Here is a 24405-nt window from a genome sequence, read left to right as displayed (position 1 = left end):
CCCGCTCGTCCCCAGCTGCCGCGTCAGGTAAAGACCCGCCCCGGCGTCTGGGTAGGGTGAGGTCATGGAGTGGTGGAGCGACAACAGCTGGGTCGCCTGGCTCGGCCTCGCGGCCGCCCTGGGCGTCGTCGAGATGTTCAGCCTCGACCTGATCTTCATGATGCTCGCCGTCGGGGCGCTGACCGGCGCCGTGGCCGGCGCCTTCGACCTGCCGCTGGCCCTGCAGCTGCTCGCCGCCGCCGCGGCCTCCCTGGCGACGCTGACGCTGCTGCGCCCCCGCCTGATCACCCGGCTGCACGGCGGGCCCGAGCTCACCCTGGGCCACGACCGCCTCCTGGGCACCCAGGGCCAGGTCACCGTGCGCATCAGCGCCACCGACGTCGGCCGGGTCCGCCTGGCGGGCGAGGAGTGGAGCGCCGCGCCGTACGACACCATGACCACCATCGAGCCGGGCGAGACCGTCGAGGTGCTGCAGATCCGCGGCGCCACGGCCTACGTGCACCCCGTCCCGCGCCTCGAGTCCTGACCCACCCGCCAGAACCACCCGCTCGACCACCCCGCACGTCCCAACACCCGAGGAGAACTCATGGGTCTCGCCATCCTCATCGTGGCCGCGGTGCTGTTCCTGTTCGTCGCCGTCGTGCTGGCCAAGACGATCCGGATCGTGCCGCAGGCGCGCGCCGCGATCGTCGAGCGCTTCGGCAAGTACAAGACCACCCTCTCGCCCGGCCTCAACATCGTGGTCCCGTTCATCGACAAGGTGCGCTACGTCATCGACATGCGCGAGCAGGTCGTGAGCTTCCCGCCGCAGCCGGTGATCACCGAGGACAACCTGGTGGTCTCGATCGACACCGTCATCTACTTCCAGGTCACCGACTCGGTGGCCGCGACCTACGAGATCGCCAACTACATCCAGGCCGTCGAGCAGCTGACGATGACCACGCTGCGCAACATCGTCGGTGGCATGGACCTCGAGGAGACGCTGACCAGCCGCGACGAGATCAACACGCGGCTGCGCGGGGTGCTCGACGAGGCCACCGGCAAGTGGGGCATCCGGGTCAACCGGGTCGAGCTCAAGGGCATCGACCCACCGCCCTCCATCAAGGACTCGATGGAGAAGCAGATGCGCGCCGACCGCGACAAGCGCGCGCTGATCCTCACCGCCGAGGGCGAGCGCCAGTCGGCGATCCTGACCGCCGAGGGCCAGAAGCAGTCGGCGATCCTGACCGCCGAGGGTGACCGGGAGTCGCAGATCCTGCGCGCCCAGGCCGACCGGGAGTCGCAGATCCTGCGCGCCCAGGGTGAGGGCCAGGCCATCCAGACCGTCTTCCAGGCCATCCACGACGGCCGTCCCGACCAGTCGCTGCTGGCCTACCAGTACCTGCAGATGATGCCCAAGATCGCCGAGGGCGACGCCAACAAGGTCTGGATCGTGCCCAGCGAGATCGGCAAGGCCCTCGAGGGGCTCGGCTCGACGATGAACGACCTCAAGGGCATCCCCCAGGAGGTCGAGGGCCCGCTCAAGCGCGTCGACATGGGCCCCAGCGAGCCCAAGGTCCCCGAGACCGCCGGCAGCAGCGGCTCGAGCAACGCCGCGGTGCAGGCCGCCATCGAGGAGGCCGCGCGCGCCGCCAACCCGGGCCGGGCCCGCAGCGAGTCCGCGCAGAGCGACCCCGCGCCGGGCGGCGGCTCGGAGTGACCGGCCGCTGGTGAGCCTGCTCGAGACGGCCGCGATCCTGCTCGCCGGGGTCGCGGCCGGTTCCATCAACGCCGTCGTGGGCTCCGGCACGCTGATCACGTTCCCGACCCTGCTCGCCTTCGGTGTGCCACCGGTGACGGCGAACGTCTCCAACAACGTGGGCCTGGTCCCGGGGTCGTTGTCCGCGGCCTGGGGATACCGCCGAGAGCTCGCGGGCCAGCGCGCCCGGGTGCTGCGCCTGGGACTGGCCTCGCTGCTGGGCGGCCTGCTCGGCGCGGTGCTGCTGCTGGTGCTGCCCGAGGGCGCCTTCGCCACCATCGTCCCGGTGCTGGTGCTGCTCGGCGTGGTGCTGGTGGTCGTGCAACCGGCCATCTCGCGCCGGGTGGCGGCCCGCCGGGCCGCGCTCGGACCCGGCGCCGCCGCGCGCGACGGCGCCGCCTGGGTGTGGCCGGCCGTGCTGGCCACCGGCGTGTACGGCGGCTACTTCGGCGCCGCGCAGGGCGTGCTGCTGATGGGGGTGCTCGGGATCGGCGTCGAGGAGGGCCTGCAGCGCCTCAACGCCGTCAAGAACGTGCTGGCCGGCATCGTCAACGGGGTCGCGGCCGTGGTGTTCGTGGCCGTGGCCGACGTCGACTGGCGCATCGTCGCGGTGATCGCGGTCGGCGCGGTCGTCGGCGGCCAGCTGGGTGCCCACCTGGGGCGGCGGCTGCCGCCGCTGCTGCTGCGCGCGGTGATCGTCGCGGTCGGCACCACCGCCTTCGTGGTGCTGGTGCTCGGCTGACTAGTCGGGCGCCGGGCCGCTCGCGCGGCCACGGGGCCCGGTGCGCAGGCCCATCAGCCCCGAGAGGACGGCGCCGGAGGCGACGCCGCTCATCACGCGGGCGTCGAGGACCTCGAGGCCCTGCTCGCGCGGGGCCAGGTGGCCGGCCACGGCGTCGGCCAGGTCGACCCCCACGCCCAGCAGCACCAGGCCGGTGCGTCCGCGCCCGGACGCCGCCAGCGTGGCCACGCCGAGGGCGACCTCGCGCGAGCCGAAGAGCCGGGCCACGAACCCCGCCTGCGGGTTGGCGGCCACGTCGACGCCGAACATCCGGGTGACGAGGTCGGGCCGGGCGAGGGCGGCGGCGCCGATGGCGATCCGGCCGAGGGAGAGTCCGGTGACGGGGTTCATGCCCGGACCCTAGCGGCGATCCTCAGCCCGGGTGCGGCGTCTCGCCCACGTAGGCGCGGTGCCAGCGCTCGAGCTCGGCGTAGGCCCGCTGGCGCGCCTCGGGTCGGGAGAGCACGACGTCGTGCCGCGCCCCGGGCACCGCCACGTAGGTCACGTGCGCCCCCAGCGCCGTGGCCCAGCGGCGGATCTGCGGCACCTCCAGCACGATGTCGGCGGTGTGCACGTCGTCGCCCATCTCGGTGGGCACCGTCGAGCGGTCCGAGGAGAGCACCAGCACCGGCGCCGCCACGTCGAGCCCGCGCTGCAGCCGCGCGTGGCCGGTGCGCACCGCGCGCAACCACCCGACGTACACGGCGAAGGACTCGAGGGGCTTCCAGGTCAGGTCGAAGTCCCACTCGCCGCCGTGGTCGCGGTGCAGGCTGCGGCCGTAGAGCCCCGAGACGTCGCGGCGGATCTCGCGCATCGGCTGGCGCGCGCCGAGCTGCTTGATCACCGCGGTGCCCAGGGTGCGCAGCAGCACGCTGCCCTGAAGGTCGAGCCACGGCGAGTTGAGCACCACCCCGGCCAGCTGGGAGGGGCGGCGCCGGTCGAGCCACAGGGGCGTGACCAGGCCGCCGGTGGAGTGGGCGGCCACCACGACCTGCTCGTGGCCGTCGCGCTCGGTGATGCGCTGCCAGGCGACGTCGAGCTCGGCGTCGTAGTCGGCCAGGTCGGTGACGTACGTCGGGGTCTGCCCGGGCCGGATGGAGCGGCCGTACTTGCGCAGGTCGAGGGCGTAGAAGTCGTAGCCGCGCTCGAGCCACCACTGGGCGAACTCGGTCTGGAAGAAGTAGTCGGCGAAGCCGTGCACGTAGAGCACCGCACGTCGCGAGGGCCGGGGGGTGCGGTGGCTGACCAGGGTGGCGACGAGGGGGCCCTCGTGGTCCTCGCCGAGCTCGATGGTCTCGGCGAGCCAGGGCTCGCCCAGCACGTCGGTGACGGCCTCGACGGGGTCGTGCGGCATGGCTGAAGCCTCTCAGTCCGGCTGGCGCCGGGTGCGCGGGGCCCGTGGGGGCCGGGGGGTGCGCCCGCTGCGGTGGCGGGGGTAGCCGTCGCGGGCGGTCAGGGCCAGCGCCGGCTCGTTGCTGGTGACCAGCCAGGCCCGGCCCGGTCGCATCCAGTAGCGCAGCGAGTCCTCGGTGTCGACGGTCCACACCAGCAGCGGCAGGCCGCGGCGCCGGGCGAAGGCCGCGACGCCGAAGCGGGCCAGGGTGTGCTTGGCGACCACCAGGTTGGCCCGGGACTCGGTGTAGCGCAGTCGGGGGAGCAGCTCGGAGGCGCGGATCCGCGCCTGGCGGTGCCAGGGGAGCCCCCGCACGCTGCGCCCCAGCGACAGGCCCACCAGCAGGTCGTGGCCCTCGGCGTCCGACCAGTCGCGGACCGCCCGCACGGCCTTGTCCTCCAGGGTGGTGACGATGACCTGGTCGGCGCCCAGCACCTGCACCGCCCGCCGGGCGGCCTGCACCTCCCACGTGGCGGCGGGCTCGGCGTACAGGCTGGCGGGCGAGGTGAACTTCAGGTCGATGTGGGCCCGGGTGACCCCGGCCAGGGCGTCCAGCACCTCCTCGTAGCGCAGGAAGTGCGGCGCCCGCGACGAGAACTCCTCGAAGCTCAGCGCGGCCAGGGGCACCCGCCGCTCCTCCACCCACATCCAGTCGTCGTGGTAGAGCACCAGGACGCCGTCGGCGCAGCGCTGCACGTCGAACTCCACGAAGTCGACGTCGAGGTCCAGCGCGTTCTCGAGGGCGACCCGGGTGTTCTCGAGCGCCCGGTCGCCACCGGCGCCGCAACGGTGGGCACTGACCAGCACCGGCTCCTTGGCACGCACGGGGCGCCACTCTACGGACAGTGGCGCCCCGTGCGTCGCGGACGGGCTCAGACCGTCTCGAGCGCCTCGGTGGGGTGCGGCGCGGGGTCGCCGTGCTGGCCGGCCCGCACGGCGTCCTCGATGCGCTTGCCGATCTGCTCGTCGACGTTGCGCCAGTACTCGAAGGCACGCTCGAGCACCGGCTCGCTGACGCCGCCCGCCAGGTGGCCGGCGACGTTGGAGACGAACCGCTCGCGGGCCGCGTCGTCCCAGACCTCGTTGACCATCGTGCGCGCCTGGCCGAAGTCGTCGTCCTCGGGGCGCAGCGTGTACGCCTCGCGGACCATGGCGCCGTCGGTCTCCCAGCCGTCCTCGGCCGGCCCGGTCAGGTCGGAGAAGGGGTCGTCGTAGGAGTTCGGGGCGTACTTCGACCGATCGCCGGTGTGGTCGTAGGCCATCGGCCCGTCGAACTGGTAGGTGTAGGCGCCCTCGACACGGTGCCGGTTGACCGGCAGCTGCTGGTAGTTCGGCCCGATCCGGTAGCGGTGGGTGTCGGCGTAGGCGAAGACCCGGCCGAGCAGCATCTTGTCGGGCGAGAAGCCGATGCCCGGCACGATCGCGGAGGGCTCGAAGGCGGCCTGCTCGATCTGCGCGAAGTGGTTCTCGGGGTTGGTGTGCAGGGTCATCCTGCCGACCTCGATGAGCGGGTAGTCGCCGTGCGGCCACACCTTGGTCAGGTCGAAGGGGTTGAACCGGTAGGTCTTGGCGTCCTCGTAGGGCATCACCTGCACCTTGAGGGTCCAGCTGGGGTGCTCGCCGGCCTCGATGGTGTCGAAGAGGTCGCGGCGGTGGAAGTCGGAGTCCTCGCCGGCGATCCGGTTGGCGTCCTCCTGGGTCAGGCACTCCACGCCCTGGTCGGAGATGAAGTGGAACTTCACCCACGACTTCTCCCCGGCCTCGTTGTAGAGCATGTAGGTGTGGCTGCCGTAGCCGTTCATGTGCCGCCACGTCTTCGGGATGCCGCGGTCGCCCATCAACCAGGTCACCTGGTGGGCCGACTCGGGGTTCAGCGTCCAGAAGTCCCACTGCATGTCGTTGTCGCGCAGGCCGTTGGCGCCGCGCCGCTTCTGGCTGCGGATGAAGTGCGGGAACTTCATCGTGTCGCGCACGAAGAAGACCGGCGTGTTGTTGCCGACCAGGTCCCAGTTGCCCTCGGAGGTGTAGAACTTCAGCGAGAAGCCGCGCGGGTCGCGCCAGGTGTCGGGGGAGCCCATCTCGCCGGCGACGGTCGAGAAGCGGGCGAGCATGTCGGTCCGCGCACCCGGCTGCAGCACGGCGGCCTTGGTGTACTGCGAGATGTCGCCGGTGATCTCGAGGGTGCCGAACGCGCCGGAGCCCTTCGCGTGCACGTTGCGCTCGGGCACCCGCTCACGGTTGAAGTGGGCCATCTGCTCGATGAAGTGGTGGTCGTGCAGCAGGATCGGGCCGTCGGGGCCGACGGTGAGGCTGTTGCGGTCGCTCGGGGCGGGGGCGCCGTTGCCGGCGGTGGAGCCGTGGTGCTGGGTCATCGAGGTCCCTCCTGGGGGTCGTGGATCACCCACCACCCTGCCGCTCTTTCTTGATCCGGTCAAGAAAACTCTCCTTCGGGTGTGTCCGGGTCGCGGAGGGCCGGCACGGCCTAGTCTTCGGCCGGTGACCTCGAGGCCGGCGCAGATGTGGACGCAGGTCGTGCGCTACGTGCAGGACCGGGTCGACGGATGGCGCTCGGGGAGCCCGGCCAGCCAGCGCTACGTGGCCGTGGTGCTGCTCGTGCTGCTCACCCTGACCCTGGTGGTCTCGTCCTTCGCCTACTGGCTGGCGCCGGTGGGGCCGGTGTTCGTGTGGCTCCTCGTCGGGATGCTGCTGCTGCGCTTCCGTCCGCTGGTCCTGGTCACCACCTGGGGAGTCGTGGGCACCGTCGCGGTCGCGGTGGCCGACGCCGTCGGCCCCCAGGAGCTCGACGCCGCCCGGGTCACCGCCACCATCACCCTGGTGGTCGCCGCTGCCCTGGTCCTGCTGCAGTCGAGCCGGCAGCGCAGCGGCCTGCCGACCCTGCTCGGCGAGTCCGTCCTCTCCGACCTGCGCGACCGGCTCCAGCGCCAGGGCGTCGTGCCGCCCCTCCCGGCGGGCTGGAGCAGCGAGAGCGCGATGCTGGCCGCCGACTCGGTGGGCTACGCCGGCGACTTCCTGGTCGCCCGCCTCGACGAGGAGGCCCGGTGCCTGGAGATGATCCTGGTCGACGTGGTGGGCAAGGGCGTGGCCGCCGGCACCGCCGCGCTCCAGTTCGCGGGCGCGCTCGGCGGCCTGCTGGGCGCGGTGCCGCCACGCCGGCTGGTGGCCGCGGCCAACGACTTCCTGCTGCGCCAGGAGTCCGACGAGGCGTTCGCCACCGCCGTGCACGTGCGCCTCGACCTGTGCAGCGGCGACTACGAGGTGCTCAGCGCCGGGCACCCGCCGGTGCTCAGGCTCGACCGCGCCGACGGCGGCTGGCGCGTCGACACCGCCCGGGGCACCGCGCTCGGTGTCACCGTGCAGGCCGAGGCGGAGCCGAGCCGCGGCCGGCTGGAGCCCGGGGACGCCCTGATGTTCTACACCGACGGTGTCGTCGAGCGCCCCGGCCAGGACATCGACGCGGGCATCGAGTGGCTGCGCAGCACCGCCACCGAGCTGACGGGGCCGACCGGGCCCGCCGGACCCACCGGCCTGGCTGGACTGCCGCGGCGCGTGCTGCGCCGTGTCGCCCGCGGCGACGACGACCGCGCCGTCCTGGTGCTGCACCGCCTGCCCACCCCCGACCCGGCCTGAACTTCGCGCTGACCCGGCCCGAACTTCGCGCTGACCCGGCCCGGACCGGCAGGGGTGGGTGTGGGCCGGGGGTGGCGTCGGGCAGGGTGGAGGACGTGCCGCCCCTCTCGATGGACCACCACCGACGACGGGTCCTCGGCGTCGCAGCAGCCGCCGCGTTGGGCCTCCTGGTGGTGCTGGTGGCCCTCGTCGCGACCCGGCCGGGTGACGAGGTGCCGCGGCCCCCGACCTCCGCGCGGGCCGACGCGACGGCCTCCGAGGACGCGGTGGCGGCCGGGGTCGACACCACGCAGGAGGCGACGTACGCCGAGACCCGTCGCGCCGACCCGGACCGCCTGCGGATCCCCGCCCTCGGCGTGGACGCCCCGGTGCTGGCCGTGCAGGCGCCGGGCCGGGTGCTCGTGCCACCCCGGGACCCCCAGCGGCTGGGCTGGTGGTCGCAGGGCGCCCGCCCGGGCGCGACCACCGGCAGCGCCCTGGTCGTGGGCCACACCGTGCACGGCGGCGGGGGAGCCCTCGACGACCTCGAGACCCTCGAGGCGGGCGACCGGATGACGGTGCGTGCGGACGGCGCCGACCTGGACTACGAGGTGCGCAGCGTGCGGGTCTACGACAAGGGCCGGATCGCCCGCGACGCGGGCCGCCTCTTCAGCCAGGAGGTCGCCGGACGGCTCGTCGTGCTGACCTGCGAGGACTGGGACGGACGCGCCTACCGCAGCAACGTGGTCGTGGTCGCAGAGCCGGTCGAGGCCGGTGCCTGAGCCGGGGGAACATCCGGCTCGACCCCGTCGTTGACCGGACAGTTCGCATTTCAACCATCTTCGGAGGCGTCAGCACCATGCAGCTCGGGATCTTCAGCGTCGGGGACGTGACCACCGACCCCACCACCGGCCGCACCCCCACCGAGCACGAGCGGATCCGCGCCCAGGTCGCCATCGCGCTCAAGGCCGAGGAGATCGGCCTCGACGTCGTCGCGGTCGGCCAGCACCACAACCCGCCCTTCGTGGCGTCGGCGCCGACGACCACGCTGGCCTGGATCGGCGCCCAGACCCGACGCATCCTGCTCTCGACCGCCACGACGCTGATCACCACCACCGACCCGGTGCGCATCGCGGAGGACTACGCCACGCTGCAGCACCTCACCGGGGGTCGCGTCGACCTGATGATGGGCCGCGGCAACACCGGCCCGGTCTACCCGTGGTTCGGCAAGGACATCCGGGAGGGCATCAACCTGGCGGTCGAGAACTACGCGCTGCTGCACCGGCTCTGGCGCGAGGACGTCGTGGACTGGCAGGGACGCTTCCGCACGCCGCTGCAGGGCTTCACCGCGACCCCGCGACCGCTCGACGGCGTGGCGCCGTTCGTGTGGCACGGCTCGATCCGCAGCCCCGAGATCGCCGAGCAGGCGGCCTACTACGGCGACGGGTTCTTCCACAACCACATCTTCTGGCCGCCCGCGCACGCCGCCCAGATGGTGCGCCTCTACCGCGAGCGGTTCGAGCACTACGGGCACGGCCGTGCCGACCAGGCCTACGTCGGCCTGGGCGGGCAGTTCTTCATGCGCAAGGACAGCCAGGCCGCGGTGCGGGAGTTCCGGCCCTACTTCGACAACGCGCCGGTCTACGGGCACGGCCCGTCCCTGGAGGACTTCACCTCGCAGACGCCGCTGACCGTCGGGTCGCCGCAGCAGGTGCTCGAGCGGACCCTCGGCTTCCGCGAGCACGTGGGCGACTACCAGCGCCAGCTGTTCCTCGTCGACCACGCGGGACTGCCGCTGAAGACCGTCCTCGAGCAGCTCGACCTGCTCGGCGAGATCCTGCCCGACCTGCGGGCCGGCTTCGCCGAGGGTCGCCCCGCGCACGTGCCCGACGCCCCGACCCACGCCGCGCTCGTCGCGGCCCGTGCCGACCAGGAGGTGACCGCATGACGAGGCTGGTGGTGCTCAGCGCCGGCCTGGGCGTGCCGTCGTCGACGACGCTGCTCGCCGACCGCCTCGCCGCCGCCGTCGTACGCCGCCTCGGCGGCGGGGCCGAGGGCGGGGTCGAGGTCGAGCGCGTGGAGCTGCGCCGGCTCGCGCACCCGCTGGCCGACCGGCTGACCACCGGGTTCGCGGGGGAGGAGCTCGCGGCGGCGCTGGAGTCGGTGCGCGACGCCGACGCGCTGGTCGCGGTCACCCCGGTCTACGCGGCCTCCTACAGCGGGCTCTTCAAGACCTTCGTGGACGTGCTCGACCGGGACGCGCTGGACGGGACGCCCGTCGTGGTCGCGGCGACCGGAGGGACGCCTCGGCACTCGATGGTGCTCGACCACGCGTTGCGCCCGCTCTTCGCGCACCTGCGCGCGGTCGTGGCGCCGACCGGTGTCTTCGCCGCGACCGACGACTTCGGCGACGCGGGCCTGGACGACCGGGTGGAGCGCGCCGCCGGCGAGCTGGTCGCGCTGCTGGGCGGCCCGGCAGCCACCCGGCCCCGGCCCACCGTGGACGAGCGGCTCGCCGACCCCACGCCCTTCGAGGAGCTGTTGCGCCGGGCGGGCGCGGGGCCGACGGGCTGAGGCCCGGCTGAGTGCAGGCTCAGTGCGGGCTCAGTGCTGGTAGGTGCCGTGCAGGACCGCCCGACCGGCGGTCTTGAAGGCGAGGTTGAACGAGACCACCGCGGGGGTGGCGTCGGAGTCGACGCCCAGCGTCTCCTCGGTCACGGCGTGCACGACGAAGAAGTAGCGGTGCGGCATGTCGCCCGGCGGCGGGGCGGCACCGGCGAAGGCCTTCGAGCCGGTGTCGTTGCGGCACATGAACGCCTGCCCGGGCAGGTCCGCCCCCTCGGAGCCGATGCCGGCGGGCAGCTCGGTGGTCTCGGCGGGCAGGTCGACCAGCACCCAGTGCCAGAAGCCGCTGGGGGTCGGCGCGTCGGGGTCGAAGCAGGTCACGGTGAAGCTCTTGGTGCCGTCCGGGGCGCCGCTCCACGACAGCTGCGGCGAGGTGTTCCCGCCGTCGCCGACCTGGGCGTCGGCGAGCGGCTCACCCTGGCTGACGTCGGTGCTGGTCACGTCGAAGGACGGCACCGGGGGCAGGAGGTCGTAGGGATCGGGGGCAACGGGACGCTCGAGGTTGCTCATGTAGCCGAACGTAGCCCGGCGCCCGCGCAGTGACCACCACCCGGTCAGTGCACCCCCGGGCCGGGGCCGCGGGTCAGCATGGGGACATGGCTGAACTCCCCGACGACCCCACCGCCGACGCGACCCGTCGCGCCGCCACCGAGGCCCCGCCGTACCCGGTGGGGCTGCGGCTGGCCGGTCGCAGGGTGCTGGTCGTCGGCGGGGGACAGGTTGCCCAGCGCCGGGTGCCGGCCCTGATCGCCGCCGGTGCCGACGTGGTGGTGGTGGCTCCCCAGGTCACCCCCGCGATCGAGGGCCTCGGCGCGGAGCTGAGGTGGGAGCAGCGACGCTTCGAGCCCCGCGACGTCGACGGGTCCTGGTACGTCGTCGCGGCCACCGACGACGCCGAGGTCAACGCCGCGGTGCTGGCCGAGGCCGAGGCGCAGCGGGTCTTCTGCACCCGCGCCGACGACGCCCGCGAGGCCAGCGCCTGGACGCCCGCGGTCGGCCGCCACGACGGCGTCACGGTGGCGGTGCTGGCCAACCGTGAGCCCCGGCGCTCCGCGGCCGTGCGCGACGAGGTGATGACGGCGCTGCGCGACGGCCGGCTGACCGTGCGCGACGCGCACCAGCGCACCGCCGGTGTCGTGCTGGTCGGTGGCGGGCCCGGGGCCCCGGAGCTGGCCACCGTGGCGGCCCGGCACGCCCTGGCCGGCGCCGACGTGGTCGTGGCCGACCGGCTGGCCCCCCGTGAGCTGCTCGACGAGCTGCCCGCCCACGTCGAGCTGGTCGACGTCGCGAAGCTGCCGCGCGGGCGCCAGGCCACCCAGGAGTCCATCAACCAGGTCATCGTCGACCGTGCGCTCGAGGGCAAGCGGGTGGTGCGCTTCAAGGGCGGCGACAACTTCGTCTTCGGCCGCGGCTTCGAGGAGATCCTGGCCTGCCGCGCCGCGGGCGTGCCGGTCAGCGTCGTGCCGGGGCTGACGTCGGCGATCTCGGTGCCCGCCGGGGTGGGCATCCCGGTCACGCACCGCGGGGTCGCCCACGAGTTCACCGTCGTGACCGGTCACGTCCCGCCGGGCCACCCGCAGTCGCTGGTCGACTGGGGGGCGCTCGCGCGGATGCGCGGCACCATCGTGCTGCTGATGGCGGTGCAGAACGCCCCGCTGATCGCCGAGTCGCTGATGGCCGGCGGCCGGCGCGCCTCCACCCCGGTGGCGGTGGTCGTCGAGGGCACCATGCCCGAGGAGCACACGGTGCTGAGCACCCTCGGCGAGCTGGCGCACGACATCGTGCAGGAGGGGGTGCGGGCGCCTGCGATCATCGTCGTCGGCGACGTGGTCGCCGTGGCCCGACCGGGCCACTACGCCGAACCGGTGACGGTGCGGCCGGGCGACTTCGTGGAGGAGTGACGTGGCCGAGCTGGTCGAGATCAGCGACCCCGACGACCCGCGGCTGCGCGACTACCGCGACCTGCGCGACGTACAGCTGCGCAAGGACCTGGAGGCCGAGCACGGCCTCTTCCTGGCCGAGGGCGAGAAGGTGGTGCGCCGGGCCGTGGAGTCGGGCTACGACGCCCGCTCGTTCCTGATGGCACCGCGCTGGCTCGACGGGCTCGCCGACGTGCTCGAGCGCTCGGAGGCCCCCTGCTTCGTGCTGAGCGAGGACCTGGCCGAGCAGGTGACCGGCTTCCACGTGCACCGCGGGGCGCTGGCCTCGCTCGAGCGCCGCCCGCTCGCGCCGGTCGAGGACGTCCTGGCTGGGGCGCGCTCGGTGCTGGTGCTCGAGGACATCGTCGACCACACGAACGTCGGCGCGATCCTGCGCAGCGGCGCCGCCCTCGGCTTCGACGCCGCCCTGCTGGCGCCGCGCTGCGCCGACCCGCTCTACCGGCGTGCCATCAAGGTCTCGATGGGGGCCGTCTTCACGCTGCCCTGGACCCGCCTGCCCGAGTGGTACGACGCGCTGCCGGCCCTGTCGGCGCGCGGGTTCACCACGGTGGCGCTCACCCTCGCCGACGACGCGGTGCCGGTCGAGGACGCCGTCGCCGGGCTCGACCGGGTCGCCCTGGTGCTGGGCTCGGAGGGCCACGGGCTCTCGGAGCGCTGGCAGGACAGCGCCGACCGGCGCGCGATCATCCCGATGCACGAGGGCATCGACTCCCTCAACGTCGCGGCCGCCTCGGCGGTGGCCTGCTACGTCACCGCGCGCCGCTGAGGCTCACCGGCAGTCGGCCGGCCGGAACGAGATCTCCTGCTCCACCGGCAGCTCGCCCACGCCCTTCGTCCCGTCCGACTCCCTCCACGTCGCCCGGATCCCGCCGAGCCGAGCGGTCCGGTCGCCGTCGAGCACGGACCGGTCGAGACGCAGGTGGAACATCAGCAGCCCGGTCTGCCCCTCGGCCAGGCTCAGGGAGCTCGCGCGGGAACGCGCGGCCCAGGAGATCTGCCTGGCGTCCCGGACCAGGTCGCCGGGTGGCCACGCGAGCTCGCCCCCGAAGGCGATGGTGCCCCCGTAGTTGACCGGCGGGAGGTTGATGGTGGAGCCGACCTGGGCGAGGCCGTCGGCGTCGACGACGGAGAAGTCGATGGAGGAGACGTCGCGGGCAGCCTCGTAGGTGACGTCGAACCAGGCGAGGTCCGGGTAGGGCCGGTCGTAGCAGGTGGTCCCGCTCGACGCCGCCTCGAGCTGGACGGCCTCCTGCTCCTCGGCAGGGTCCGCCGTCGCGGTGACGGTCGCGGTGACGGTCGCCGTGGGCGAGGAGGTGGGGGAGCCGCCACCGTCGCCGGTGCAGCCGGTCAGGAGGGAGGCGAGCACGAGCGCGGAGCCGAGGCCGCCAGCTGCCCGAGAGGATGTCAGCATCCGGGGAGACTAGTGGCTACCGTCGGCCCATGGACCAGCAGCCGGCCGACTCGCCGTACCACCGCACCCTGCCCATCGGAGAGCGGCTCTCGGGCAAGCCGCTCGTCGAGGACCGGCTCTCCTGCTTCGAGGACGTCACCCTGCGCCCCCTGGAGCCGATGCTGGTGCCGGAGGCGCCGCGCGCCGGTACCCTCGAGCGCAGCGAGTGCGGGCACTGCCGACCCTCCGAGCACACCATCTGGCACGACGACCTGTGGCAGGTGCGGTCGGGGTTCACACCCTTCGGCCTGCCCTTCGTGGGCGGGGTCGCGCCTCGCGAGCACGTGGTCCTCGACGACGCGCCCCTCGACCTCCTGGCCACGCTCGGGCCGCTGCTCCAGCGCGTCAGCAACGCCGTCAAGGCCGTGCCCGGCGTCGCGCGCACCCACCTCGCCCGCTGGGGCGACGGCTCCGAGCACTTCCACCTGTGGGCGCTGGCCCGCCCCGCCGGGATGATGCAGGGCCGCGGCGCGATGCTGGCCTTCTGGGACGACGTGCTCCCGCCGCTGCCCGACGACCTGCGCGAGCAGCACCTCGAGATCGTCGCCGGGGCGCTGGCCGCCGGTGGCGGGACCGCCTTCCCCGCCCGGGGTGCCTAGGGCCGGTGCCGGAGTCCCCGACTGACCGGGGACTCCGGCAGGCGCCCGCGACCTCAGTCGGCCGGCCAGCCCTCGGGGTACTCCTCGACCAGCTTGTCGTGCTCCTTGGCGAGCTTCTTGCGCTGCTTGGTGGGCAGGCGGTCGCCGAAGACGGTGCCCCGGGTGTGGTCGGTCTCGTGCTGCAGGCAGCGGGCCAGCAGGCCGTCGCCGGTGAAGGTGACCGGCTGGCCGTCGAGGCCGGTGCCGGTGACGGTGGCGGTGTCGGGCCGGGCGCAGGGCACGAACGCGCCGGGGTAGGACAGGCAGCCCTCGTCGGAGTCGTCGAGCTGGCGCTCCTTGCCCTCGGGCAGCTCGAGCTCGGGGTTGCACACGACGCCGACGGTGCGCTCGCCCGACTCGTCGGGGCAGTCGAAGACGAAGACCGCCCGGTCGACGCCGATCTGGCAGGCGGCCAGCCCGACGCCGTCGGCGGCGTACATGGTCGCGACCATGTCGGCGACCAGCGTGCGCAGCTCGTCGTCGTACGCCGTCACCGGCTCCTGCGGACGGTGCATCACCGGGGTGCCCCACCGGGTGACCGGGCGGACCGTGCCGCCCTCGGGGAGGGGACCGTACGGCGCGTGCTCAGGCTGCTCGGGCATGCCCGCGATCCTAGGAGGGCAGCACCCCGGCGGCCCAACCCGGCCGGCGGCTGTGACCCGGACCACCCGGATCGTCTGTAGCGCAATGTGTAACTCACAGTTACATTAGCGTCATGGACCTCACCAAGAGCCTCCCGGCGCGGTTGCGCCCCGGGGGAAGGCACGGCTTGGCCGGCACCGAGGTGCGCGACCCGATCGGCTACGCCGTGGCCGCCCTCGGCAAGCTCGCCCAGAGCGACCTCCTCGACCGCGTCGGGCTGCGCAAGCAGGCCGAGCAGGCGGTCTACACCGCGACGCGCACCGGCTTCCAGGCCGCCACCCGCGCCAACCGCGCCTTCACCCGGGCCGGCAGCCGCCAGCAGCCCGGGGTCCGGGTGCCCAGCACCGCGCCGAAGGGCGTCTTCGACCTGACGCCCGGCGAGGACGAGCAGATGCTCGTCGACGTGGTCACCGAGTTCGCCGACGAGGTGGTGCGCCCCGCCGCGACCGAGGCCGACGAGACCTGCGCCGCGCCCGAGCCGGTGCTCAAGGCCAGCCTCGAGATCGGACTGCCGATCCTGGGCGTGCCCGAGGCGCTCGGCGGCATCTCCGAGGAGCGCTCGGCCGTGGCCGGCACCCTGGTGGCCGAGGCGCTCGCCCGCGGCGACATGGGCCTGGCCGTGGCCACCCTCGCGCCCGGCGCGGTCGCCACCGCCCTGGGCCTGTGGGGCACCGAGGCCCAGCAGCAGACCTACCTGCCCGCCTTCACCGGCGACGAGGTGCCCGCCGCCGCGCTGGCCCTCAGCGAGCCCACCGTGCTCTTCGACGCCCTGGCGCCGAGCACCACCGCCCGCCGCACCCCCGACGGGTTCGTCCTCGACGGCCTCAAGAGCGCCGTCGTGCGCGCCGCCGACGCCGAGCTGTTCGTCGTCGGCGCCGACCTGGAGGGCAGCCCGGTGCTGTTCCTGGTGGAGTCCTCCACCCCGGGCCTGAGCGTGGAGTCCGACCCCGGCATGGGCGTGCGGGCCGCCTCGATGGCCCGCCTGCGTCTCGAGGGCGTCACGCTGCCCGCCGACGCGGTCCTCGGCGAGACCGACGGGTCGACGTACGCCGAGTGCGTGCGGCTCTCGCGGCTGGCCTGGTGCGCCCTGGCCGTGGGCACCGGCCAGGCCGTGCTCGACTACGTCACGCCCTACGTCAAGGAGCGCGAGGCGTTCGGCGAGCCGGTGGCCCACCGCCAGTCGGTGGCGTTCATGGTCGCCGACATCGCGATCGAGCTGCAGGCCATGCGCCTGCTCACCTACAAGGCCGCCGGCCGCGCCGCCGCCGGCAAGGACGTCGCCCGCGAGGTGGCGCTGGCGCGCCGCCTGTGCGCCGAGAAGGGCATGCGCATCGGTCTCGACGGCGTGCAGCTGCTCGGCGGCCACGGGTTCGTCAAGGAGCACCCGGTCGAGCGGTGGTACCGCGACCTGCGGGCCGTCGGCGTGATGGAAGGAGCCGTCCTCGTCTGAGGGCAACCACACCATGATCAATCTGGACGACCCCAAGAAGTTCCGCCCGCTGCGCGACCAGGCCCACCAGGTCGCCATGAACATGCTGCGCCCGATCTCGCGCAAGTACGACAAGGCCGAGCACGCCTACCCCACCGAGCTCGACATGCTCGCCGCGATGATCGACGGGCTCTCCGAGTCGGGCGCCGCGGAGGGTGCCGGCGCCGCCGGCGTACGCCGCGACGAGACGCCCGCTGAGAAGGGTGCTGAGAAGGGTGCCGGCTCGAAGAACGGCGCCAACCTGGCCTCGGTGATGTCAATCGCCGAGATGTGCTGGGGCGACGTGGGCCTGCTGCTCTCGATGCCGCGCCAGGGCCTGGGCAACTCCGCCATCGCCTCGGTCGCCGACGACGAGCAGGCCGAGCGCTTCGACGGCGTGTGGGCGGGGATGGCGATCACCGAGCCGGGCACCGGCTCGGACTCGGCCAACATCTCGACCACCGCGGTCCTCGACGGCGACGAGTACGTCATCAACGGCGAGAAGATCTACGTCACCAGCGGTGACCGTGCCGACGCCATCGTCGTGTGGGCCACCCTCGACCGCGACCTGGGCCGCGCGGCCATCAAGTCGTTCGTGGTGCCCAAGGGCACCCCCGGCATGCGTGTCGACCGCCTCGAGCACAAGCTGGGCATCAAGGCCTCCGACACCGCCACGATCATCTTCGAGGACTGCCGGGTGCCGAAGGAGAACCTCCTCGGCACCCCGGAGGTCGACGTCAAGCAGGGCTTCGCCGGGGCGATGGCCACCTTCGACAACACCCGGCCGCTGGTGGCCGCCATGGCCATCGGCTGCGCCAAGGCCTCCCTCGACCTGACCCGCGACCTGCTGGAGCAGGCCGGGGTCGTCATCGACTACGACCGGCCCGCGGTGGTGCAGTCGGCGGCGGCGGCGAAGTTCCTGCAGATGGAGGCCGACTGGGAGGCCGCGCGGCTGCTGACGCTGCAGGCCGCCTGGATGGCCGACAACCGCGAGCCCAACTCGCTCGAGGCGTCGATGGCCAAGGCGAAGGCAGGCCGCGTCGGCTCCGACATCACGCTCTCGTGCGTCGAGCTGGCCGGCACCCTGGGCTACAGCGAGACCGAGCTGCTCGAGAAGTGGTCGCGCGACTCCAAGATCCTCGACATCTTCGAGGGCACCCAGCAGATCCAGCAGCTGATCGTGGCCCGCCGGGTCCTGGGGCTCACCAGCGCGCAGCTGAAGTAGCGCGCCGCACCCTCACGACGTACGACGGCCCGGGACCCACGCTGGTGGGTCCCGGGCCGTCGTCGTGCGGCGTGGCCGCTGGGCTCAGCCGTCGCTGCCCTGCTGCAGGGTCTCGGACTCGGACGCGACCTGCTTGGCGGTCGAGGCGTCGAACAGCGGCTCGGTGCGGTCGTCACCCAGCTGGCCGAGCTGCTCGGGGCCCTCGGGCACCGGCGGAGCCGCCGAGGCCGGCGTCGGCTCGGACTTGAGCGGCACCTGGTCGGCGGTCTTCTTCGCCGGTGCCTTCTTTGCCGGTGCCTTCTTGGCGGCGGCCTTCTTCGCGGGCGCCTTCTTGGCCGGGGCCTTCTTCGCCGGGGTCTTCTTCGCCGGCTTCTTGGCTGCTGCGACGTCGGCCGGGGTCGCCTCGACCTGCACGTCGGCAGCACCGGCGTCGATGTCGGTGACCGGGTCCTCGGCGGGGGCGGCCGGGGCCGGAGCAGCGGCCGGAGCAGCGGCCGGAGCAGCGGCCGGAGCCGGAGGAGCCGGAGGAGCCGACGGGGCCGCGTGGGCACCGCGCCCGCTGACCTTCTGCACCAGGCCACGAGCGGTGCCCTCGACGGCCAGGCGTCCCAGGCTGACGCCCGAGCGGACCTGGGTCACGGCCTTGTCCGCCGCCGCAGCGGGCAGCTTGGCGACGCCGGTGACCAGGTCGGTGGCCACGTCGGCGACAGGACCGACCACGGGGATCTTGGAGAGCGGGGTGGGCACGACGGTGTCCTCCTGGAGCTGGTCGGGGGTACGGGGTGCCGGCGACCGGACGGCCGCGGCGGGACGCCACGAGTCAACCATCCGAGGAGGCCGGCGGCCCCGCACGCAGGGGTGAGCAGGGATCAGGAGTCGGCCGGGCGCACCGGCTCGGGTGCCGGGGCGGGCCGGCGCGGCGGGAGGCGGTCGCCCGGCGCCGAGCGCGGCGCACGGCTGGACCCGTCGCTCGCAGCAGCTGCGGCGAGGTCCGGCTTCGGCGCCACCCTGGCGGCCACGTCGGCCGGCGTCACGTCGGGCGCACGCTCGGGCGACCGGTCCGGCACCTCCCGGTCCTGGGCAGGGGTGCGCGCGCGTTCGCCCGGCGGGTTCCCCCGGGTGCCCGGCGCCATGGACAGCCCGCGCTCCACCACCGGCCGCAACCGCTCCAGCGCCCGGCCGCCGACCCGGAGGCCGACCCGCCCGCCGACGCGCAGGGTGCCCACGACGCGGCGTCCGACCCCTCCGACGGCGGTGCTGGCACTGGTGCTCGGCTGCTTGCTGGAGCTCATGGGCGTCCTCTCGGTGGGGATCGATCGGTTGCCCTGGCAGTCAAGCACGCGCCGGGGCCGGAGCCCAGGGGCCGGCGTCAGGACACGGAGCGGAACGGGTCGTGGTCGGCGAGGATCTTGTCGACGCGGGCCTGGTCGAGCCGGTTGACCACCGAGGAGGTCTCCTGGGCGTCGCGCACGCACTTGGCCAGCGTGAAGGCGGAGGTGGTCAGGTAGAGGGTGCCGAGGGCGAGGAAGGCGCGGACCCACGGGTCGACGGGCAGGTACAGCACGGCCACGACCATGCTGAGCAGGGCCAGGCCGAAGGAGATGCCGGCCTGGGCGTAGAAGGCGTTCGTGGTCCTGTTCTGGGTGGGTGTGCTCATGGCTCCACCCTGGTTCCGGGTGAGGGGTCGGCGGATGCGTCGGCGTACCCGACCCCTCTGAGCCCCGGTGCTCAACGGGTGGTCAGGACCGGCCCCGCCGGCTGGCACAGTGGCGCCATGGACGACCAGGACCGCACCGAGACGATCATCGAGGTGCTGGGGGAGGCCTTCGCCGACCTGATGGAGGCCGACCCCGCCGCCTTCCGCGGCAAGTACCGCAAGATGGCGGCCGACCCGCACTCGTTCTACCGCGGCACCGCGTGCCTGTTCTACGCCGACGTGACCGGGCGCACCGGTGGCTCGGCCGGGTCGCAGGTGTGGAGCGAGGACTTCGCCGACGAGCGCAGCGGCCGGATCTGGATCCACGGCGACCTGCACGTCGAGAACTTCGGCACCTACCTCAACTCCGACGGCCGCTTCGTCTTCGACGTCAACGACTTCGACGAGGCCTACCTGGGCCGCTTCACCTGGGACCTGCAGCGCTTCGCGGCGTCCCTGGCGCTGGTCGGCTGGCAGAAGGCGCTGCCCGAGCAGGAGGTGCGCGACCTGGTCGAGCGCTACCTGCGCGCCTACCTCGACCAGGTCGACCGCTACGCCGACGGCGCCGGCGACGGCGACTACGCGCTCTACCTGCACAACACCTCCGGGCCGGTGCACGAGGTGCTGCTGCAGGCCCGCGAGCAGCGGCGCACCGACCTGCTGGCGGCCAACACCACCCGCGGCGACCAGGGCCACCGCACGTTCCGCGACGACGCCAGCGTGCGGCGCCTCGACGACGACGAGCGGGAGCGGGTCGTGCAGGCCTACCGCGACTACCTCGAGACGATCCCCGACGAGCGGCGCTCGCCGCGCGACGTCTTCTACGAGCTGCACGACGTCGTGGGCAAGTCGGGATTCGGCATCGGCAGCGCGGGGCTGCCGGCCTACAACCTGCTCATCGAGGGCCAGAGCCAGGCGCTCGACAACGACGTCGTGCTGTCGATGAAGCAGGCCAACGTGCCGGCGGTGAGCCGCTTCGTCGACACCGCGGAGGTCGACGACTACTTCGACCACGAGGGCCACCGCACCGCGGTCAGCCAGCGCGCCCTGCAGGTGCACACCGACCCCCTGCTGGGCCACGCCGCCATCGACGGCGTGGGCTACGTGGTCTCGGAGGTCTCGCCCTACGAGCTCGACCTCGAGTGGTCGGGCATCACCGAGCCCGACGAGATGGGCGAGGTCGTCGAGCTGCTGGGGCGCGCGACCGCGAAGGTGCACTGCGCCTCCGACGAGGACAGCGACCAGGACCTCGTCGACTTCCAGGTCGAGGAGGCGGTCGTGGCCAGCGTCGGGGAGCGGCGCGACGAGCTGGTCTCGTGGGTCACCGACTTCGCCACGACGTACGCCGACCGTGTGCGCGCCGACCACGCGCTGTTCGTCGAGGCCTTCCGCGAGGGGCGGATCGGGATCTCCTCGACCTGAGCGGCCCTCAGCCCAGCCGCTGGGCGGTCGCGCCGACGGCGGGCTCGACGCGCAGGTGCGCCGGGGGAGTGGCGCCGTCGCGCACGAAGCGCAGGTCGATCGCCCGCGCGACCGCGTCCACCCGGTCCTCGGGCACCAGGGCCACGCTCGACCCGCCGAAGCCGCCACCGGTCATCCGGGCGCCCACCGCGCCGGCCTCGACCGCCGTCTCGACGGCCGCGTCCAGCTCGGGGCAGGAGATCTCGAAGTCGTCGCGCATCGAGACGTGCGAGGCCAGGAAGAGCCGGCCCAGGGCGGGCAGGTCGCCGGCGGTGAACGCCTCGACGCAGTGCCGCACCCGCTCGATCTCGCCGACCACGTGGCGGGCCCGGCGCCGCAGGCGCTCGTCGTCGAGCGACTCGGCCTGCTGCGGCTCCACGTCGCGCAGGGAGCGCGCCCCGAGCAGTCGGGCGGCCTCCTCGCAGTCGGCGCGGCGCTGGCCGTAGCCGCCGTCGACCAGCTCGTGGGAGACCCGGGTGTCGGTGACGAGGAGCGTCAGGCCGGCGTCCCCGAGCCCCAGGTCGACCGGGCGGGACGACCCGTCGGCGAAGTCCAGCAGCAGGGCGCGCCCCGCCTCGGCGCCGACCGCCACCCCCTGGTCCATGCCCCCGGTGGGGGCCCCGACCACCTCGGTCTCGGCGCGCACGGTCGCGGCCACGAGGCGCGCGCGCCAGGCGTCGTCGAGGTCGTGGCCCAGCAGCGCGACCACGGCGGCGCCCACCGCGCACTCCAGGGCCGCCGAGCTCGACAGCCCCGCCCCCACCGGCACGGTCGAGTCGATGAGCACGTCGAGCCCGGGCACCTGCAGCGGCTCGGCGTCCGGGGGAGCGCCGGCCCCCAGGGCCCACAGCACCCCGGCGGCGTACGCCGCCCAGCCGGTGGCACCGCCCGGGGCACAGTCCTCGACCGTGCCCTCCCAGCCCTGCTCCTGCTGGCGGCTGCGGATCCGCACCACGCCGTCGTCCCGGCGGCGCACCGCCGCCCAGGTGGCGTGCGGCAGCGCGACGGGCAGCACCAGCCCGGAGTTGTAGTCGGTGTGCTCGCCCATCAGGTTGACCCGGCCCGGCGCGCGACCGACCACCTCGGCCGGGGCGTCGTACGCCGTCTCGAAGGCGCCGGTCAGGCGCGTCACCACGTCAGCGGGGTCACCGGGAGCAGTCCACGTCATGCGTCCAGCCTAGGGACTGCGGTCCCCACCCCGGCGGCTGCCACCATGGGCCCATGAGCGAGCAGACCCCGGCGGACCCGACCGACCTCTCCGAGCTGGCCGACCTCACCGAGCTGGCGCACCAGATGCTCGACCTCGCCCGGCTGGGCCACGTCGAGAGGCTGCTGGCCTACGTCGACGCCGGGGTCCCGGTCGACCTGACCGACGCGCAGGGCAACACCCTGCTGATGCTCGGGGCCTACCACGGGCACGCGGGCGTGGTGGCCGGGCTGGCCGAGCGCGGCGCCGACGTCGACGCGCTCAACGACCGGGGGCAGTCCCCGCTGGCCGGGGCGGTCTTCAAGGACGAGCAGGAGGTCGTGGCCGCCCTGCTCGCCGCCGGCGCCGACCCGGAGGCCGGCACCCCGACCGCGCGCGAGACCGCGGCCATGTTCGGTCGCACGCTCTGAGCGGTCGGCCCCGGGTCGTAGGGTCGCGGGCGTGCGCTTCCTCAACGACGCGGCCCCGCCGCACGAGCTGACCTACGACGACGTCTTCATGGTGCCGGGGCACTCCTCGGTCGCCAGCCGCTACGACGTCGACCTCGCGACCAGCGACGGCTCCGGGGCCACCATCCCGGTGGTGGTCGCCAACATGACCGCCATCGCGGGGCGCCGGATGGCCGAGACGGTCGCGCGCCGCGGGGGCATGGTGGTGGTGCCGCAGGACATCCCCGTGCCGGTGGTGCGCGACGTGGTCTCCTTCGTCAAGAGCCGGCACCTCGTCTTCGACACCCCCATCGAGCTCGCGCCGCACCAGACCGTCGCGGAGGCCCTGTCGCTCATGCCCAAGCGCGCGCACCGCGCGGCGGTCGTGGTCGACGACGGCCGGCCGGTCGGGGTGGTCTCGGTGCAGGACTGCACCGACGTCGACCGCTTCGCCCAGGTGCACCAGGTGATGACCCGCACGCCGGTCACCATCACCGCCGACACCGACCCGCGCGCGGCCTTCGACGCCATCGACGCCGCCCGGGCGCCGCTGGCCGTCGCCGTCGCCCCCGACGGCACCCTGGTGGGCGTGCTGACCCGGGCCGGGGCGCTGCGCGCCACGCTCTACACCCCGGCGGTCGACGACCGGGGCGGGCTGCGGGTCGCGGCCGCCGTCGGCGTCAACGGCGAGGTCGGCGAGAAGGCCGCCCAGCTCCTCGACGCCGGGGTCGACACCCTCGTGGTCGACACCGCCCACGGCCACCAGGACCGGATGCTCGAGGCGCTGCGCGCCGTGCGCGCCCTCGACCCGCAGGTGCCGGTCGTGGCCGGCAACGTCGTCGACGCCGGGGGCACCCGCGCGCTGCTGGCCGCCGGGGCCGACGTCGTCAAGGTCGGCGTGGGACCGGGCGCGATGTGCACCACCCGCATGATGACCGGGGTCGGCCGCCCGCAGTTCTCGGCGGTGCTGGAGTGCGCGGCCGCGGCCCGCGAGGCCGGGGGCCACGTGTGGGCCGACGGCGGGGTGCGGCACCCGCGCGACGTCGCGCTGGCCCTGGCGGCCGGGGCCTCGAGCGTGATGATCGGCTCCTGGTTCGCCGGCACCCACGAGTCCCCGGGCGACCTGGTCGAGGACGCCGGCCGCTCCTACAAGGTCTCCTTCGGCATGGCCTCCGCGCGCGCCGTGGCCAACCGCACCTCCGCCGAGTCCGCCTACGACCGGGCCCGCAAGGGCCTCTACGAGGAGGGCATCTCCTCGTCGCGGATGTACCTCGACCCCCAGCGCCCCGGCGTCGAGGACCTCGTCGACGAGATCTGCTCGGGCGTGCGCTCGGCCTGCACGTACGCCGGCGCGGCGTCGCTGGAGGAGCTGCACGAGCGGGCGGTCGTGGGGGTGCAGTCGGCGGCCGGCTACACCGAGGGCCGCCCGCTGGCCACGTCCTGGTAACCGGCCCCGGCGCGGCTCAGCCGCGCGAGGAGTTCGCGGTGCGCCCGCGCACGATCCCGATGAAGGTCTGCACCCGCGGGTCCTCGTTGTCGGTGCGCCACACGAGGCCCACGGTGGTGCCCTCCAGGTCGTGCACGGGCCGGTAGGTCACGTCCTTGCGCTGGTGCAGCCGCGCCACCGACATCGGCACCAGCAGCACGCCGGTGCCGGCGGCGACGGTCTCGACCGCCTCGCGCACGCTCATCGCCGGCCAGTCCAGCTGGGGCGCACGGGGGGTCCAGCCCGACGCGTGCGGCGCGACCAGCTGCTCGTCGGCGAGGTCGTCGGTGCCGACCTCCTCGACGACGGTGGCGACGTGCTCGTGGCCCATCACGGCCACCACCCGCTCCTCGTAGAGGGTGATGCAGTGCAGCCCGTCGCGGTCGACGGGCAGGCGCGCCAGCACCATGTCGACCTCGCCGTCGCGCACCACCCGCTCCTGGTCCTCCTGCTCGACGGGCACCAGCTCGAGGGGGTCGCGGGAGCGGTCGCGCCAGGTGCGCGCCCACTTGTCGGGGGTGGCCCCGGTGACGAAGCCGAGGCGGAACGGGGTGGGCGTAGGCACCCCGAGAGCCTAGCCGTCAACCTCCTCCCCCCTCC

The 24405-nt window shown here is 74.0% G+C and carries 27 protein-coding genes; 15 read left to right on the top strand and 12 right to left on the bottom strand.

The features are described 5' to 3' along the window. Positions 1–64 precede the first annotated feature (64 nt). From ABKW28_RS00235 to ABKW28_RS00225, 3 genes are read left to right on the top strand one after another with little or no spacing between them, the layout of a single operon-like run. Positions 65–526 carry an NfeD family protein gene (locus tag ABKW28_RS00235; RefSeq protein WP_193668870.1) on the top strand — a complete coding sequence of 154 codons (462 nt, stop codon included), beginning with the start codon at positions 65–67 and terminating at the stop codon, positions 524–526. 60 nt (positions 527–586) lie between these two features. After that, a complete protein-coding gene (locus tag ABKW28_RS00230) occupies positions 587–1699 on the top strand; it encodes an SPFH domain-containing protein (protein WP_348605537.1) in 1113 nt (370 codons plus the stop codon). Between the two features lie 10 nt (positions 1700–1709). After that, positions 1710–2480, top strand: coding sequence for a sulfite exporter TauE/SafE family protein (locus ABKW28_RS00225; RefSeq protein WP_193668868.1), 771 nt, complete (start codon positions 1710–1712; stop codon positions 2478–2480). Here ABKW28_RS00225 and ABKW28_RS00220 read toward each other — a convergent pair whose 3' ends face one another. The 4 genes from ABKW28_RS00220 to ABKW28_RS00205 are packed head-to-tail and all read right to left on the bottom strand — an operon-like array spanning position 2481 to position 6284. Then, positions 2481–2870: a DUF4267 domain-containing protein gene (locus ABKW28_RS00220; protein ID WP_193668867.1), complete on the bottom strand. Its 390-nt coding sequence runs from the start codon at positions 2868–2870 to the stop codon at positions 2481–2483. A 22-nt stretch (positions 2871–2892) separates the two neighbouring features. Beyond that, complete coding sequence (locus tag ABKW28_RS00215) at positions 2893–3873, bottom strand: alpha/beta hydrolase (protein WP_193668866.1); 981 nt, start codon at positions 3871–3873, stop codon at positions 2893–2895. A 12-nt stretch (positions 3874–3885) separates the two neighbouring features. Continuing rightward, positions 3886–4737, bottom strand: a complete 852-nt coding sequence (locus ABKW28_RS00210; RefSeq protein ID WP_193668865.1) for a glycerophosphodiester phosphodiesterase — start codon at positions 4735–4737, stop codon at positions 3886–3888. A gap of 47 nt (positions 4738–4784) precedes the next feature. Next, positions 4785–6284 carry a catalase gene (locus tag ABKW28_RS00205; protein ID WP_348605536.1) on the bottom strand — a complete coding sequence of 500 codons (1500 nt, stop codon included), beginning with the start codon at positions 6282–6284 and terminating at the stop codon, positions 4785–4787. A gap of 124 nt (positions 6285–6408) precedes the next feature. Between ABKW28_RS00205 and ABKW28_RS00200 the strand changes: the two genes are divergently transcribed. From ABKW28_RS00200 to ABKW28_RS00185, 4 genes are all read left to right on the top strand, one after another. Then, a complete protein-coding gene (locus ABKW28_RS00200; protein ID WP_348605534.1) occupies positions 6409–7560 on the top strand; it encodes a PP2C family protein-serine/threonine phosphatase in 1152 nt (383 codons plus the stop codon). A 95-nt stretch (positions 7561–7655) separates the two neighbouring features. Continuing rightward, a complete protein-coding gene (locus ABKW28_RS00195) occupies positions 7656–8321 on the top strand; it encodes a class F sortase (protein WP_348605533.1) in 666 nt (221 codons plus the stop codon). Between the two features lie 77 nt (positions 8322–8398). Then, positions 8399–9487 carry an LLM class flavin-dependent oxidoreductase gene (locus tag ABKW28_RS00190; RefSeq protein ID WP_341230656.1) on the top strand — a complete coding sequence of 363 codons (1089 nt, stop codon included), beginning with the start codon at positions 8399–8401 and terminating at the stop codon, positions 9485–9487. Continuing rightward, positions 9484–10113 (top strand): CE1759 family FMN reductase, encoded by a 630-nt coding sequence (locus tag ABKW28_RS00185; protein WP_348605532.1) that lies wholly within the window; start codon positions 9484–9486, stop codon positions 10111–10113. Before ABKW28_RS00190 ends, ABKW28_RS00185 begins: the two co-directional genes overlap by 4 nt. Before the next feature lie 30 nt (positions 10114–10143). On the opposite strand, the gene ABKW28_RS00180 is transcribed toward ABKW28_RS00185, so the two are convergent. Continuing rightward, the gene (locus ABKW28_RS00180) at positions 10144–10674 is read right to left on the bottom strand and encodes a YbhB/YbcL family Raf kinase inhibitor-like protein (protein ID WP_341230654.1); all 531 of its coding nucleotides are present in this window, start codon (positions 10672–10674) and stop codon (positions 10144–10146) included. A gap of 86 nt (positions 10675–10760) precedes the next feature. Here ABKW28_RS00180 and cobA point away from each other — a divergent pair, with 86 nt between their 5' ends. Together cobA and ABKW28_RS00170 are read left to right on the top strand one after the other, a co-directional pair. Continuing rightward, positions 10761–12065: a uroporphyrinogen-III C-methyltransferase gene (gene cobA, locus ABKW28_RS00175; protein WP_348605531.1), complete on the top strand. Its 1305-nt coding sequence runs from the start codon at positions 10761–10763 to the stop codon at positions 12063–12065. A gap of 1 nt (position 12066) precedes the next feature. After that, the gene (locus ABKW28_RS00170; protein ID WP_348605528.1) at positions 12067–12870 is read left to right on the top strand and encodes an RNA methyltransferase; all 804 of its coding nucleotides are present in this window, start codon (positions 12067–12069) and stop codon (positions 12868–12870) included. A gap of 3 nt (positions 12871–12873) precedes the next feature. On the opposite strand, the gene ABKW28_RS00165 is transcribed toward ABKW28_RS00170, so the two are convergent. Continuing rightward, positions 12874–13515 carry a hypothetical protein gene (locus ABKW28_RS00165; RefSeq protein ID WP_348605526.1) on the bottom strand — a complete coding sequence of 214 codons (642 nt, stop codon included), beginning with the start codon at positions 13513–13515 and terminating at the stop codon, positions 12874–12876. Positions 13516–13544: 29 nt separating this feature from the next. Here ABKW28_RS00165 and ABKW28_RS00160 point away from each other — a divergent pair, with 29 nt between their 5' ends. Further along, a complete protein-coding gene (locus ABKW28_RS00160; protein WP_348605524.1) occupies positions 13545–14153 on the top strand; it encodes a hypothetical protein in 609 nt (202 codons plus the stop codon). 53 nt (positions 14154–14206) lie between these two features. On the opposite strand, the gene def is transcribed toward ABKW28_RS00160, so the two are convergent. After that, on the bottom strand, positions 14207–14794 hold the full coding sequence (gene def / locus ABKW28_RS00155) for a peptide deformylase (RefSeq protein WP_193668856.1): 588 nt from the start codon (positions 14792–14794) through the stop codon (positions 14207–14209). Positions 14795–14907: 113 nt separating this feature from the next. Here def and ABKW28_RS00150 point away from each other — a divergent pair, with 113 nt between their 5' ends. Then, positions 14908–16284, top strand: coding sequence for an acyl-CoA dehydrogenase family protein (locus ABKW28_RS00150; RefSeq protein ID WP_193668855.1), 1377 nt, complete (start codon positions 14908–14910; stop codon positions 16282–16284). A gap of 13 nt (positions 16285–16297) precedes the next feature. Then, positions 16298–17527, top strand: a complete 1230-nt coding sequence (locus ABKW28_RS00145; protein ID WP_348605522.1) for an acyl-CoA dehydrogenase family protein — start codon at positions 16298–16300, stop codon at positions 17525–17527. 84 nt (positions 17528–17611) lie between these two features. On the opposite strand, the gene ABKW28_RS00140 is transcribed toward ABKW28_RS00145, so the two are convergent. The 3 genes from ABKW28_RS00140 to ABKW28_RS00130 form a co-directional block, all read right to left on the bottom strand. Continuing rightward, positions 17612–18274, bottom strand: coding sequence for a hypothetical protein (locus ABKW28_RS00140; RefSeq protein WP_348605521.1), 663 nt, complete (start codon positions 18272–18274; stop codon positions 17612–17614). A 122-nt stretch (positions 18275–18396) separates the two neighbouring features. Further along, a complete protein-coding gene (locus ABKW28_RS00135; RefSeq protein ID WP_193668853.1) occupies positions 18397–18819 on the bottom strand; it encodes a hypothetical protein in 423 nt (140 codons plus the stop codon). Between the two features lie 77 nt (positions 18820–18896). Beyond that, positions 18897–19184 (bottom strand): YiaA/YiaB family inner membrane protein, encoded by a 288-nt coding sequence (locus ABKW28_RS00130; protein WP_193668852.1) that lies wholly within the window; start codon positions 19182–19184, stop codon positions 18897–18899. Between the two features lie 117 nt (positions 19185–19301). Between ABKW28_RS00130 and ABKW28_RS00125 the strand changes: the two genes are divergently transcribed. Beyond that, positions 19302–20645, top strand: coding sequence for a DUF2252 domain-containing protein (locus ABKW28_RS00125; protein ID WP_348605519.1), 1344 nt, complete (start codon positions 19302–19304; stop codon positions 20643–20645). A gap of 7 nt (positions 20646–20652) precedes the next feature. On the opposite strand, the gene galK is transcribed toward ABKW28_RS00125, so the two are convergent. Beyond that, entirely contained in the window at positions 20653–21852 is a 1200-nt protein-coding gene (galK, locus tag ABKW28_RS00120) for a galactokinase (protein WP_348605518.1), read from the bottom strand. A 53-nt stretch (positions 21853–21905) separates the two neighbouring features. Here galK and ABKW28_RS00115 point away from each other — a divergent pair, with 53 nt between their 5' ends. Then, positions 21906–22301, top strand: a complete 396-nt coding sequence (locus ABKW28_RS00115) for an ankyrin repeat domain-containing protein (protein ID WP_348605517.1) — start codon at positions 21906–21908, stop codon at positions 22299–22301. A gap of 31 nt (positions 22302–22332) precedes the next feature. Beyond that, positions 22333–23766 carry a GuaB1 family IMP dehydrogenase-related protein gene (locus ABKW28_RS00110; RefSeq protein ID WP_193668848.1) on the top strand — a complete coding sequence of 478 codons (1434 nt, stop codon included), beginning with the start codon at positions 22333–22335 and terminating at the stop codon, positions 23764–23766. 16 nt (positions 23767–23782) lie between these two features. Here the strand turns inward: ABKW28_RS00110 and ABKW28_RS00105 are convergent, their stop codons facing one another. Then, positions 23783–24370, bottom strand: coding sequence for a LysR family substrate-binding domain-containing protein (locus ABKW28_RS00105; protein ID WP_348605515.1), 588 nt, complete (start codon positions 24368–24370; stop codon positions 23783–23785). Positions 24371–24405: the final 35 nt, after the last annotated feature.

The organism is Nocardioides sp. 31GB23 (assembly GCF_040012395.1).
In the GTDB taxonomy this organism is placed as follows: domain Bacteria; phylum Actinomycetota; class Actinomycetes; order Propionibacteriales; family Nocardioidaceae; genus Nocardioides; species Nocardioides salarius.
Note: the sequence above shows the minus strand (reverse complement) of the source record. Positions and strands in the feature narration are given on the sequence as shown.